At 66.8% G+C, this 13,532-nt stretch carries 12 protein-coding genes; 5 read left to right on the top strand and 7 right to left on the bottom strand.

What is annotated here, in order from left to right; all coding sequences use genetic code 11:
• Nucleotides 1-2,811, top strand: coding sequence for a formate dehydrogenase subunit alpha (gene fdhF, locus EV675_RS08460; protein WP_130356834.1), 2,811 nt, complete (start codon nt 1-3; stop codon nt 2,809-2,811).
• Nucleotides 2,812-2,832: 21 nt separating this feature from the next.
• Here the strand turns inward: fdhF and EV675_RS08455 are convergent, their stop codons facing one another.
• From EV675_RS08455 to EV675_RS08435, 5 genes are all read right to left on the bottom strand, one after another.
• Complete coding sequence (locus EV675_RS08455; RefSeq protein WP_130356833.1) at nt 2,833-4,179, bottom strand: HipA domain-containing protein; 1,347 nt, start codon at nt 4,177-4,179, stop codon at nt 2,833-2,835.
• A complete protein-coding gene (locus EV675_RS08450) occupies nt 4,179-4,484 on the bottom strand; it encodes a helix-turn-helix domain-containing protein (RefSeq protein ID WP_130356832.1) in 306 nt (101 codons plus the stop codon). The genes EV675_RS08455 and EV675_RS08450 overlap by 1 nt, the downstream gene beginning before the upstream one ends.
• 162 nt (nt 4,485-4,646) lie before the next feature.
• Entirely contained in the window at nt 4,647-6,104 is a 1,458-nt protein-coding gene (locus tag EV675_RS08445) for an aldehyde dehydrogenase family protein (protein ID WP_130356831.1), read from the bottom strand.
• Nucleotides 6,105-6,126: 22 nt separating this feature from the next.
• Nucleotides 6,127-7,098: a Bug family tripartite tricarboxylate transporter substrate binding protein gene (locus EV675_RS08440; RefSeq protein WP_165404501.1), complete on the bottom strand. Its 972-nt coding sequence runs from the start codon at nt 7,096-7,098 to the stop codon at nt 6,127-6,129.
• A 70-nt stretch (nt 7,099-7,168) separates the two neighbouring features.
• Nucleotides 7,169-8,884 (bottom strand): thiamine pyrophosphate-requiring protein, encoded by a 1,716-nt coding sequence (locus EV675_RS08435; RefSeq protein ID WP_130356829.1) that lies wholly within the window; start codon nt 8,882-8,884, stop codon nt 7,169-7,171.
• Between the two features lie 99 nt (nt 8,885-8,983).
• Between EV675_RS08435 and EV675_RS08430 the strand changes: the two genes are divergently transcribed.
• The 4 genes from EV675_RS08430 to EV675_RS08415 all read left to right on the top strand — a co-directional run bounded on the left by EV675_RS08430 (nt 8,984) and on the right by EV675_RS08415 (nt 12,432).
• The gene (locus tag EV675_RS08430; RefSeq protein WP_165404500.1) at nt 8,984-9,919 is read left to right on the top strand and encodes a LysR family transcriptional regulator; all 936 of its coding nucleotides are present in this window, start codon (nt 8,984-8,986) and stop codon (nt 9,917-9,919) included.
• Nucleotides 9,920-9,963: 44 nt separating this feature from the next.
• Entirely contained in the window at nt 9,964-11,199 is a 1,236-nt protein-coding gene (locus tag EV675_RS08425; protein WP_130356827.1) for an MFS transporter, read from the top strand.
• Nucleotides 11,200-11,331: 132 nt separating this feature from the next.
• Nucleotides 11,332-11,832 carry a hypothetical protein gene (locus EV675_RS08420; RefSeq protein ID WP_242621359.1) on the top strand — a complete coding sequence of 167 codons (501 nt, stop codon included), beginning with the start codon at nt 11,332-11,334 and terminating at the stop codon, nt 11,830-11,832.
• A gap of 18 nt (nt 11,833-11,850) precedes the next feature.
• Nucleotides 11,851-12,432 carry a hypothetical protein gene (locus EV675_RS08415; RefSeq protein WP_130356825.1) on the top strand — a complete coding sequence of 194 codons (582 nt, stop codon included), beginning with the start codon at nt 11,851-11,853 and terminating at the stop codon, nt 12,430-12,432.
• A gap of 18 nt (nt 12,433-12,450) precedes the next feature.
• On the opposite strand, the gene EV675_RS08410 is transcribed toward EV675_RS08415, so the two are convergent.
• Entirely contained in the window at nt 12,451-12,798 is a 348-nt protein-coding gene (locus EV675_RS08410) for a DUF4870 family protein (protein WP_124687672.1), read from the bottom strand.
• 74 nt (nt 12,799-12,872) lie between these two features.
• Nucleotides 12,873-13,532, bottom strand: a complete 660-nt coding sequence (locus EV675_RS08405) for a protein-methionine-sulfoxide reductase heme-binding subunit MsrQ (RefSeq protein WP_165404499.1) — start codon at nt 13,530-13,532, stop codon at nt 12,873-12,875.

Genomic DNA, 13,532 nt, shown 5'->3' with positions numbered 1-13,532 from the left:
ATGAATGCCATCAATCGCCGCGAGCTCGGCCTCTCTCCCGTCACCGTGAACTTCCGCCTGAACGGGCAGGCGGTCAGCGCCGCCGACAACGAAACCCTGATCCAGGTGGCCGACCGCCTGGGTATCGAGATTCCCCGCCTGTGCCATGCCGACGGCCTGGAGCCGGCCGGCAACTGCCGCTCGTGCGTGGTCGAGATCGCCGGCGAACGCGTGCTGGCGCCGTCGTGCTGCCGTACGCCGCGCGAGGGCATGGAGGTCACGACCGACAGCGAGCGCGCAGTGCGCGCGCAGAAGATGGTGCTCGAGCTGTTGCAGGCCGACATGCCCGAGACCTCGTACACGCGCGACAACGAAGTGGACCTCTGGGCACGCAAGCTGGGCGTGGGCAAGCCGCGCTTCGCGCCGCGCTCGCCGGTGGCCGCCGACACCTCGCACCCGGCCATCGCCGTCAACCTGGATGCCTGCATCCAGTGCACGCGCTGCCTGCGCGCCTGCCGCGACGAACAGGTCAACGACGTGATCGGGCTGGCCCATCGGGGCGACCATGCCAGGATCGTATTCGACATGGACGACGCCATGGGTGCCTCGACCTGCGTGGCCTGCGGCGAATGCGTGCAGGCCTGCCCCACCGGCGCGCTGATGCCCGCGCGCGAAGTGGCGCTACAGGTGCCGGACAAGGAAGTCGCCTCGGTCTGCCCCTATTGCGGCGTGGGCTGCCAGCTGACCTACCACGTCAAGGACAACCGCATCCTGTACGTCGAGGGCCGCGACGGCCCGGCCAACCACGCGCGCCTGTGCGTGAAGGGCCGCTACGGCTTCGACTACGCCCATCATCCCCACCGCCTGACCCGGCCGCTGATCCGCCGCGCGGACGCGCCCAAGCGCGGCGACGCGGTCATGGATCCGGACCGCGTCATGGAGGTCTTCCGCGAAGCGACGTGGGACGAAGCGCTGGATCTGGTGGGCGAGCGGCTGCGAACGATCCGCGACACGCACGGCAAGCGCGCGCTGGCCGGCTTCGGCTCGGCCAAGGGCAGCAACGAGGAAGCCTATCTGTTCCAGAAGCTGGTGCGCACGGGCTTCGGCAGCAACAACGTCGATCACTGCACGCGGCTGTGCCATGCCTCGTCTGTGGCGGCGCTGCTGGAGGGCATAGGCTCGGGCGCGGTGTCCAATCCCGTGATGGACGTGGGCAAGGCCGAAGTGGTGATCGTGATCGGCGCCAACCCCACGGTCAACCACCCGGTGGCGGCGAGCTGGATCAAGAACGCGGTGAAGAACGGCACCCGGCTCATCGTGGCCGACCCGCGCCGCTCGGACCTCGCGCGGCTGGCGCACCGCTTCCTGCAATTCAAGCCGGACACCGACGTGGCGATGCTGAACGCCATGATGCACGTGATCGTCCATGAAGGTCTGGTGGACGAGGACTTCATCGCCAGCCGCACCATCGGCTACGACGAGCTGCGCAGGAACGTGGAAGGCTACAGCCCCGAGAGGATGGCGCCGATCTGCGGCATAGACGCGGACACGCTGCGCGAGGTGGCCCGGCTATACGCCACGTCCAAGGGCTCGATGATCCTGTGGGGCATGGGAGTCTCGCAGCACGTGCACGGCACGGACAATGCGCGCTGCCTGATCGCGCTGGCACTGATGACCGGCCAGATCGGCCGCCCGGGCACCGGCCTGCATCCGCTGCGCGGCCAGAACAACGTGCAGGGGGCGTCGGACGCGGGGCTGATTCCGATGATGTATCCGGACTACCAGCGCGTGGACAACGCGGCCGCGCGCCAGAAGTTCGAGCAGTTGTGGGGCATGCCGCTGGATCCGCAGCCGGGGCTGACGGTGGTGGAGGTGATGCACGCGATCAAGGCCGGCACGGTGCGGGGCATGTATGTGATGGGCGAGAATCCGGCGATGTCGGATCCGGATGCCAATCATGCGCGCGAGGCGCTGGCGGCGCTGGACCATCTGGTGGTGCAGGATATCTTCCTGACCGAGACCGCCTATCTGGCGGACGTCATCCTGCCGGCCTCGGCCTTTCCCGAGAAGACGGGAACGTTCACGAATACGGACCGGGTGGTGCAGATGGGCCGCCAGGCGCTGGAGCCGCCGGGCGAGGCGCGCCAGGACTTGTGGATCATCCAGCAACTGGCGGCGCGCATGGGGCTGGACTGGCGCTATCGCGACGTGTCGGAGGTGTTCGACGAGATGCGCCATTCGATGCCGAGCATAGGCGGCATCACGTGGGGCCGCCTGCAGGCGGAGCATGCGGTGACGTATCCGTGCCTGGTGGAGGGCGACGCTGGCGATCCCGTGGTGTTCACCAGCACGTTCCCGACGGAAACGGGGCGCGCGCGTTTCGTGCCTGCCGACATCATTCCGGCGAATGAGCGGCCGGATGAGGAGTATCCACGGGTGTTGATCACCGGGCGGCAGCTGGAGCACTGGCATACGGGAAGCATGACGCGTCGGGCGTCGGTGCTGGATGCGATCGAGCCGGATCCGGTGGCGTTGGTGCATCCGCTGGATCTGGAAGAGATCGGGGTGCGGCCGGGGGACGTGATCACGCTGGAGTCGCGGCGCGGGGAAGTGTCGTTGTATGCGCGGGCGGAGGAAGGAACGCCGCGGGGGGCGGTGTTCGTGCCGTTCTGTTATTACGAGGCGGCGATCAACAAGCTGACGAATGCGGCGCTGGATCCGTTCGGGAAGATTCCGGAGTTCAAGTATTGCGCGATACGGATCCGGGCGGGGGGGATGGAGCCGGTGCAGAGCAGTTACGGGGGTGGGCAGATATTGGGCTTGGGTTCTTGAGCCGGTCGTTGGTGAAAAGGGTCACAACAAGCCCTGGTCAACCTTGGGCACTTCCGGCGCAATCCGAATCAGCCGTTCGGCTTGAGTGACCACGAACTGGGCAATGTCCTGTACCCGTCCGCGTTCGTCTCCAAGATACACCGCATCCCGGGCCAGGCCAGGCGCCAGCCTCCTGGCTTGCCTTGCCATGGAAGTCAGTTCCCGAGCGACCAATGTCGCGGGCAAAGCGGTGCGATGGGCAAAGTCCGCCAGATCGAAGGCCGTCATGGCCTGGCAGTGAAACTCATCGCCATAGCCCATGGCCATCTCCTGCTCGATGGCTTTGCCATAGGTATGGGCGCAGACCAGATCGTAGAGATTGGCGGGGGCAAGTCCGACGCCACTCAGGAAGAACGATAGGTTCTTCCCGTGGGCGTCACTGTTTCCGATGAGCAACTGCAAGATCGCCCAGCGCAAAAAAAATTGGCGCGCGACGGCGGGGTTCTCGAAATCCTTGGCCAGCATGAAAAGCTTTTCGAAGCTCACGCCATCCCGAATGTGCCGGACATGCTCGGTGCTGCCCATGTTGCGCTCGTACTTGAGCGCGACAGGTACATCCAGGGCCTGGCAAGCGTCGATGACATGTCGCCGGTGCACTGCCGTGGCAACATGGCCATCTTGTGCTCGAACGACGGTCCTGTCGAATCGTTCGATGAGAAGGATAGGCTCGGGTATGCGCCGGATGTGTACAGGCGCCACCGGCAGTCCCATGCATGAGGCCAAGGTCATGCAGAAGTGCTCGTTGGCCACCATGAAGGGCGTAGCGGGGTTGTGCGATTCCGGCTTGAGGATATGCGTGGACGCCAGGGGCGCCTCGACCAGGCTGATTTGCTCGCCTTCTAGAAGCACTTGCAGTTTGTCCTGAAAGCCTGCCACCGATAGCCGAACCTGCCCGTCCCAAACGGGGAAGGGAATGCTGTCGCGTTTGCGAATTCGCTCGCTCAATTCCGCGTCGGCGATCAGTCGGCGCTGCGCAGGGGCCGCCGCCTGCCCCGCCTCGCCCCCTTCAGGCAGAAAGCTCAACGCCCCCACGGGTTCGCGGCCAAGGAGGTTGATCAGCCCGAAGATGTTGTTCTTGGAAATGTGGTGAAGGCTTGATGCGACATCAAGCGCACGCCCCTCTGGCAGCAGGTTTTGCAGAAACCGGGCGACCACGCCGGAAGCGGCGGGCGGCCCGGCCAGCGGGATGTGTGGCGACAGAGGAAAGGCCTGCGCGACCCCTGGCCAACCGGGATCGTAGGCAAATTCGTACCGGTCCTCCGTGGATTCGAAAGCCAGGATTCCTACATGCCCTTGCGGTGCGGTGACATTCAAGGCATGGCGAGCCATCAGTCGACTTCCTTCATCCCGGGATCGCCCTTGATCGCATTCAATGCCGTGGCAGCCTGGGGCTTGTCCACAACGAAGAACGCCAAGCCCAGCCCTTGGAGAACAGCCATCAGCTTGTCGGTGCCGACAGCTTTGCCGTTTTCCAGGCGCGACAAGGTGTCCTTGGACACGCCAACGAGAGCGGCCGCATCGTCGATGCGGAGCTGCGAATGCACACGTCGATTTCGAACCAGTTGCCCAAGGACGTGAAGATCCACAACGAGCGGACTCTGCGGCTCGGTGGGCTTGGTAAGCGTTCTGGCCATAATTCTCACATTTCAGGAATAATAGCTGCAACGACTCCAGCCGTCTGATTATTCCTTAAATATTAGAACTAATCAATGAAAGGTCTTTGTCTCGCTATAATTCCTTATAAATGCGAACAATGGAAGCGGGCGGCCATACACCGCCCCCCACCGCCAACAACCTCACAGCGAATTGCTGTCCTGGTAGATGACCTTCGACTCCGTGAAGTCGTTCAGCGCCTCATGCCCATGCAGGCGCCCCAGTCCGCTGCGGCGATAGCCGCCGGTTTCCGCTTCGGCCATCAGCTTGTTGTGATCGTTGATCCACACCGTGCCCCGGCGCAGCTTGCGCGCGACGCGCTGGGCGCGGGCGCCATCGCGGGTCCAGACGCTGGAGGACAGGCCGTAGACGGTGTGGTTGGCACGGGCGACGGCTTCGGCTTCGTCGTGGAATTTCTCCAGGACGACGAAAGGGCCGAAGATTTCCTGCTGGACGAAGAAGGCGCCGGTGTCGCCGTGGGCGACCAGGGATGGCGTCAGGAAGGCACCGTGCGGGTGCTGGCTGTCCAGCGTGGAGCCCTCCAGCAGGACTTCGTCGGCCTCGTTCATGGCGCGGTGGATCTGGGACTGGACGCGGTCGCGCGAGGCGCGGTCGATCAGGGGGCCCAGGTGGTGGCCGGGCAGCCAGCCGGGGCCGGTCTTCAGCGCGGCCAGGGCGTCGCGCAGGTGGGTGCGGGCGGCGTCGTAGGCGTTGGCGTGGACCAGTACGCGGCGCGCGGCGGTGCATTGCTGGCCGGAAATGATGGTGGCGGCGTCGGCGATCTTGCGCATCACGTCGGGGATGGGCGCGTCGTCGAAGACGATGCAGCTGGCCTTGTCGCCCAGCTCCAGCGACAGCTTCTTCATGGTGGGCGCGGCCGAGGCATAGATGCGCTGGCCGGTCTCGTTCGAGCCGGTGAAGCTGATGACGTCGACGTCGTCGGACTGGCAGATCAGTTGCGACACCTCGACGCCATCCTCGACCACCATGTTGACCACGCCCGGCGGCAGGCCCGGGATCCTGATCAGTTCCTTCAGCATCTCGCAGGTGACGAGCGCGGTCTGCCAGGCGGGCTTGATCACCGTGGCGCATCCCGCCGCCAGCGCGGGCGCCAGGCTGCGCACCAGCAGCAGCGCCGGGGCGTTCCAGGGCACGATGATGCCGGCCACGCCGGCGGGCTCGCGCAGCAGGGTCGACAGCACGCCCGGGCTGACCTCCTGCGCGTTGCCGGCGATGTAGCGCGCCAGGCCGGCGTAGTAGTTGATCTCGGAGATGGCGCCGTGCAGCTCGCCCGCGGACTGGGCCATGACCTTGCCATTCTCCATGGTCAGCAGCATCGCCAATTCTTGGGCGCGCGGGGCGAGGTTGTGCGCCCACTGCAGCAGCACGTCCTGCCGCAGGCGGGGGGAATTGGCCCAGGCCGAGTCCTCGAAAGCCTGGCGGGCCACACCGATGGCGGCCCGGGCGGTGGCGGCGTCGGCCGTGGCGACCGTGCCGACGATCTCGCCGTTGGCGGGGTTGATGTTGTCCAGGATCGGCGCCGTGCCGGATTCCTGCAGGGCGCCGGCGATGATCAGGCCGGAGTGGTGTCGGGTCGTCATGTTTTCTCCAGGTTCTCTCTGGCTACTCGACCTTGATGTCGTTCTCGCGCGCCACCTTGGTCCAGAGCGGCACTTCCTTCTCGATCAGTCGGCGGAACTCGTCGGAGGTGCTGGCATGGGCCAAGCAGCCGAGAGTGGCCATCTTCTTGCTCACCTCGGGCAGGGCGACTACGCGCGCGATCTCCCGCTGCAATACCTGGACCACGTCCGCCGGCGTCCCGGCCGGCGCCAGCAGGCCCGCCCACAACTCGACATCCAGATCCACCCCCGCCTCCCGCATGGTCGGGACCTCGGGCAGGAAGCCGGCCCGCTGCGGAGAGGTCACGGCCAGCGCCCGCACGCGCTTGCCCTGCAAGCCCGTCATGGCCGGCGCCGGATCGGTGATGGCCATGGTGACGTTGCCCGCCATCACGGCCTGGATCGATTCGTTGCTGCCTTTGTAGGGAATGTGCGCGAAGCGCGCGCCGGTCTTGCCGTTGAACAGTTCGGTCACGAGCTGGAACGAGGCGGCGCTGGAACCGTAATTGGCCTTGTCCGGATGCTGCTTCGAATAGGCCACCAGGTCGCTCACCGACTTGATGGGCAGCGAGGCATCCGAGACCAGCACCAGCGGGAACTTCGCCGTCAGCGAAACGGGGGTGAAGTCTTCCACCTTGTAGGGCAGCTTGGCGTACAGGGCGGGATTGAACGAGATGGGACCGCTCGCCCCCCAGAACAGGGTATAGCCGTCGGGCCTGGCCTTGGCCACGTAGGCCGCCCCCACGATGGAGGCCACGCCGGGGCGGTTCTCGACGATCACGGGCTGCTTGAGCCCCTTGGTCATTTCCTCGGCCACGATGCGGGCCAGGACATCGTTGCCCCCGCCCGCGGCGTAGCCGACGATAATGGTGATGGGGCGCGCGGGATAGGACGGCTGCGCGTGCGCGGCCGGCAGGCCGAGCGGCGAGATGGCCAGCCCCAGCGCGGCCAGGTTCAGGATGCGGCGTACTTGCATGGTGTCTCCTTCCGTGGGACTCGTTCGTTCCCTTGTTTCCGGCCACGGGCGGCGTCGGCCGCCCGCGCCGCTAGATCCCGCCGATGCGCACGTGCAGCACCGCGGCCCGGCCTTCATCGACGGCCTGCAGGCAGCGGGCGATCGCGGCCGGCACGTCGTCGGGGTCCTCCACCATCTCGCCATGGCCGCCGAAGGCCTGGGCGACCAGTTCGAAACGGCGCGTCTCGCCGTGCAGGCGCGCATGGAACTCGTCCGTATCGGCCGCCGAGCCATCCGGATGGACGCGCAGCACGGCCTCCTTCACCGCCTGCCAGCCGCCGTTGTCCAGCACCACGGTCAGGATGGGCAGCCGGTAGCGCTGCGCGACGTCGTAGACCGAGGTGGGCGTGCCGAAGTGGAAACCGCCGTCGCCGACCATCTGCACCACGCGCGCATCCGGCCGCGCCAGCTTGACGCCCAGCGCCATGCCGCCGCTGTAGCCCAGGCCGCCGCCGGCCGTGCCCAGCAGCGTCAGCGGCCGGGTCCGGCGAATGTGGCCCAGCACCGCGGGCGCGTTGCGGATGGCTTCGTTGATGACCACGTCGTCCTGGGACAGCGCCGCGCTCAGTTGCGCGCACAGATAGGCGGGCGAGATCGCGCCGCGCGTGCCGCGCTTGCCTGCGGCCTGGGACAGGCCCTCGGCGCGGGCCTTGGCCTGCGCCCGGTAGCCGTCCAGGCGCACCCGCACCCGCTCGTGGAAGTCCTGGCCGGCACGGGTCCGGACGATGTCGATGACCTGGCGCAGCACCGTGGCGCAATCGGCCTGCACGCGCACGTCGGTCGCGAAACCCCACATGGGGAAGTCCTTCTTGATCGGATCGACGTCGACATGCAGCCAGCGCATGTCGGGCCGCTCGGCCACGTACTTGGGCAGCCAGGGCACGTCCACGTCCAGCAGCAGGCCCAGGTCGGCATCGGCCTGCGCCGCGCCGGGATCGAAGCCGCCGAAGCAGGGCGAATCGCGCGATATGCCCAGGTAGCTGGGCGCGAACTCGAAGACGCGGATGCCGCACAGCAGGGCCAGCTCCTCCAGCGCCTCGACCGCCTCGGCCTTGCGGCCGAGATAGGCGGTGACGGCCATGGGCCGCTCGGCGCCCATCAGGGCCTCGGCGATCTGTTCGGCGCGCGCCGCATCGATGCCGCCGGCGGCGACCGGACCGTAGCGGTCCTGGCCGAAGGCCTGGACCTGCTCCTCGGCCCATTCCTGGGTCAGGGCCTCGCGCGGCAGGGTCAGGTAGACGGGACCCGGCGGATCGCTCTGCATGACCGAGTGGCCGCGCCGCACCACCTCGCGCGCGTTGATGCCGGTCGACAGCGAATATTCCCATTTGACGTAGGGGCGCACCAGGCTGGCCATGTCGAACGGGTCCTGCACGAAATGCACATAGTTGTCGCGCGACCCCGGCAGCTCGCCGCGCACGGTGCCCGGCGCGCGCCCCGCCATCAGCATGACCGGCAGCCGCGAGCGGAACATGTTGTGCATGCCCATGGCGGCGTTGGCCGTGCCTGCGTCCACGTGGACCATCACCGCCTGCCCCTGCCCCGTCATCGCCGCGTAGCCGGCGGCCATGTGTATCGCGACGTTCTCGTGCGGGCAGAGCATGAAGCGGGGATGCCGGCGCCCCTGCTCGCGCCAGCGAGCGAGCTCCTCGATGACGGAGGCGTGGTCGGTACCCAGGTTGGAAAACACGTACTCGATGCCGAGGTCGGTGAGTCCCTGGAGCAAGTAGTGGGCGCTGCTGTACATGGGGTCTCCTGTAGGGGTTCGCCCATCTTAGGAATGGCAGTGAAATCCGTAAAATGAAATGAACTGATGTCTGACATGCACGAGAGGTATATCTACCCCATGGCCAAGCGTCTTTCGCACCAGGTGGACCTGAATCTGCTCGAGCTCTTCCTGGCGGTGTACGGCAGCCGCAACCTCACCACCGCTGGCCGGGAACTGGGCCTGAGCCAGCCCGCCATGAGCCGTGCCCTCGCCCGCCTGCGCGACGCCTACGGCGACCCGCTGTTCGTGCGGCAGCCGCACGGCCTGCTTCCCACCCCCTTCGCCGACAGCCTGAATTCATCGCTGCACCAGGCCCTGGACATCGTGCGCTGGACCCTGCATACGCCGGCCTTCATCCCCGCCAACGAACGGCGCGTGTTCACCCTGGCGATGTCGGACATCAGCGAGCAGGTGTTCCTGCCCGGCCTGGCCCGGCGGGTGGCGGAACAGGCACCCGGCGTGCACCTGCGCACCAGCCAGCTGCAGGGCAAGGCGCTGCGCGACGCCATGGCGGAAGGAGGCGTGGACCTGGCCATCGGCCACCTGCGGCTGGACCCGGAAGGCTTGCAGGCCGACCGCCTGTTCTCCGCGCGCTATGCCTGCATCGCCCGCAGCGACCACCCCGCCATAAACGGCCGGATGACCATGGCGAATTTCCGCCAGCTCGGCCATGTGATCTCGGAAGGCTCGATGACGGGCCATGCGCACATGCTGGAAGGCATCCTCGCCTCGCGCAAGGTGGGCGCATCCGTCGCCCTGCGCGTGGGCCATTTCCTTTCCATCGGCCGCATCGTCGCCCAGACCGACTACATCGCCACCATTCCCCGCACGCTGGCAGCCACCTTCGAGACCGCCTGGGGCGTCAGGAAATACACGCCGCCGATGCGGCTGCCCGCCTACGACGTGTCGCAGTTCTGGCACGAGCGCTATGCGCGCGAGCCCGGACTGGTCTGGCTGCGGACCGTGATCCGCGAACTATTCGGCCGGCTCCCCCCGGCGCCGGCGGTTCTGTAACCGGGCTCGACATCCCGGACGGCCCGTTGCTATGTTGCCTGACCATGGATGCACACGATACGAACTCCGGCGGCCGTAGCGACGGCGGCTACGGCTGGGTCATCGTCGCCGCGGGCGCGCTGATCACCTGCGTGGCGGCCGGCGCCATGTTCTCGCTGGCGGTCTACCTCCAGCCCATCTCGGCCGACACGGGCTGGTCGCGCGCCGGCATCTCGGCGGCCATGACGCTCGATTTCCTGGTGATGGGCATCGCCGCCTTCGGCTGGGGCGCGCTGAGCGACCGCTACGGCACGCGCCCCGTGGTGCTGGCCGCGTCGCTGCTGCTGGGCCTGGGGCTGCTGCTGGCCAGCCGCTCCACCTCGTTGCCGGCCTTCCAGCTCGGCTACGGCGTGCTGGTGGGCGCGGCGGGCGGCGCGTTCTTCGCTCCGCTGATGGCCCTGACCACGACCTGGTTCGAGCGCCACCGGGCGCTGGCGGTCTCGCTCGTTTCGGCGGGCATGGGGGTCGCCCCCATGACGGTCTCGCCATTGGCGAGCTGGCTCATCCTGGAATACGGCTGGCGCGCGGCGATGGCCGCCACAGGTATCGCCGCCCTGCTGCTCCTGATCCCCGCCGCCCTGCTCATCCGCCAACCGCCCACCGCCAGCCTGGCCCGAGACGTCCAACCCGAGGCCGCCGGTCCCGCCCCGTCCGTGCGGCAGGCCCTGCGGTCGGCGCCGTTCGTCGCGCTGGCGCTGACTTTCTTCCTGTGCTGCGCCGCCCATTCCGGCCCGATCTTCCACGTGGTCAGCTTCGCCACGTTCTGCGGCATCGCGCCCATGGCGGCCGTGACCATCTACAGCGTGGAAGGACTGGCGGGACTCGGGGGACGCCTGCTGCTGGGCGCGCTGGCGGACAGGCTGGGCACCAAGCGGGTGCTGATCGCGGGCCTGCTGCTGCAGGCGGTGGTGATAGGCGTCTATTCGCAGGCGCGCCAGATCGGCGAATTCTACGGCCTGTCCATCCTGTTGGGCGCCGCCTACGGCGGCGTGATGCCGCTGTACGCCGTGCTGGCGCGGGACTACTTCGGGCCGCGGATCATGGGCAGCATCTTCGGCGCCGCGGTCATGGCCTCGAGCCTGGGCATGGCCTTCGGGCCCCTGGCCGGAGGCTGGATCTTCGACCACTTCAACGGCTATGCCTGGCTGTACCTGGGCTCGGCCGCGGTCGGCATCGGCGCGGTCGCGATGGCGTTCGCCTTCCCGCCGTCGCCGGCCAGGGCAGCGCTTCAGACGGATTGAATCGCGGCTTTTCCCTCCCGCCAAAATGTTACTATATGTGTCTAATTATTAGTAACCTGAATCGACGAGGGGAGTGGAATGATACGCAGTGTTGGTGCGATGGTTGTCGCGATAGTGCTTTCAGGCTGCGCCATGAACGCGCCGCAGTACTCGGCCCGAATGGACAATGTGCTCAAGCTGAAGGAAGCGGAATTCCGGGACGCCAAGGTGGCGGACTTCAGCAGCCTGGCCGCCAAGGACAACGCCAATCCGATTTCCCTGCGCGCCGACCGGCTCGAGTCGCCTTACGGCAAGTCCTATTCCGCCTACCTGACCGAGGCCATCAAGCAGGAGCTCACGCTCGCGGGCAAGTACTCGCAGGCCTCGAACGTGGAAATCTCGGGTGAACTCCAGAAGAACGAGCTGAACGCGGGATCGTTCACCACCGGTGACGGCTTCATCGCCGCGCGGGTGGTGGTCAGGAAAGGCGGGCAGGTCGCGTACGACCAGGTCAAATCCGCCACGATCACCTGGCCTTCCTCCTTCGCAGGCGCCGTTGCGATCCCCGCCGCCGCTCAGTCCTATCCCACGCTCGTGCAGACGCTGCTGGACACACTGTTCAGCGACAAGGCGTTCCTGGACGCGCTCAAATAATCGACACGGAGTCTCCGCATGAACCTCATCAAGCGCCTGGGCGCCTTGGCGGCGGTCCTGGTCCTGGCCGGCTGCGCCCATCCCATATCGATCGCTCCCGACGTCGCCAAGCTGGCCCCCAGCGAAAGCGGACGGCGGATCGAGGCTCGCGTGGCCTACCACATTCCCGATTCGCTGCAGGAGAAGGACGTCATTACGGCGGGTGGTGGCGGAGACAAGGTCCAGTACAAGCCGTACAAGGACATGGAAGCCGCTTTCTATGTGATGCTGGGCAACGTCTTCGCGCAGGTCACCAAGACGAAGGCCGTCCCCCCCGCCGCCTCGGAGAACGTCAGCTACGTGATCACGCCCGAGATACTGACCGCCTCATCGTCCGAAAGCCTGCTCACCTGGCCACCGACGCGCTTCCAGACCCAGTTGACCTGCGTCGTCACGGATGCCGCGGGCAACCCCGTGACCACGGTCAGCGTAATGGGGGAAGGACTCGCAGAATTCGACGAGTTCAAGACCAACTTCAATCTTGCGGCGCAGCGGTCGACGGAAAGCGCCCTGCTGAAAATGCGGGACGCCTTGCTGGCCGATGCAACGCTGAAGAAATAGCCTGGAAACCCCCGCCCCTCAGGCGGGGTACATCGGCTTGTTGTCGTTCAGGTTCAGCCAGCCCTTCACGATGCGGTAGATGTACCAGATGAAGGCCACGAACCACACGACCCAGCCGATGAAGGCCCACACCGTCAGCGCGCCCACGATGGCCCACAGCACCGAGAACCAGAACGTGCGGATCTGCCAGCGGAAGTGGCTGTCCAGCCAGGTGCCGGCCATGTCGCCCTTCTTGACGTAATTGATGATGATCGCGACGATGCTGCTCAGGCCGATGAGAATGGCCAGCGCATACAGCGCATAGACCACGGTGGTCAGGTTCTTGGCGGATTGAAGCTTGGCGGTGTCGACCGTGACGTCGTTCATGATGCACCTCTTGTTGTTGTCGGCAGCGGGCATCGGGAAGCGCATGGCCGGGCGGCCCGCGCCGCCTGCCCCGCTTACGGCCTGGCGGCCCGCCGGCGCACCAGGCGCCATCCCATCAACCCCGCGAAGACCACAGTGTAGAGAAACACCGCCGAAAAATCATTCTTGCCGGCCTTCTGCCACCAATAGTGCAACAGCACGAGCACGCCGATCAGGTAGACCAGCCGGTGCAGCGACTGCCAGCGCGACCCCAGCCGCCGCATCCAGCCGCGCGTGGAGGTGGCCGCGAGCAGACACAGCCCCAGGAAGCCGGCGAATCCCATCGTGATGAACGGACGCTTGGCCACGTCGCGCGCGATGGACATGAGGTCGAACCACTGGTCCCACCAGATGTAGGTGGTGAAATGCAGGCAGGCGTAGAAGAAGGCGAACAACCCGCACATGCGGCGCACCCGTAGCAGGGCCGGCTGGCCCAGCAGGACGCGCAGGGGGCTGATCGCCAGCGTGACCAGCAGCGCCACCAGGGTCCAGGTGCCCGAGGAACGGGTCAGGAACTCGACGGGATTGGCCGTCAACCCGTCCGTTGCCCCCAGCCACACCCAGCGCGCCAGCGGCAGCAGCGCGACGATGAACAGCAGGACCTTGATGCGCCCCACGGCCAGCCCGAACACGCGCGGCTCGGACGGCGCTGCCCGGGTGGCGGTACGCGGCGGCGCGGCGGGCATGTCCGCCAT

Source organism: Pigmentiphaga kullae (assembly GCF_004216695.1).
Classification (GTDB): Bacteria; Pseudomonadota; Gammaproteobacteria; order Burkholderiales; family Burkholderiaceae_B; genus Pigmentiphaga; species Pigmentiphaga kullae.
Note: the sequence above shows the minus strand (reverse complement) of the source record. Positions and strands in the feature narration are given on the sequence as shown.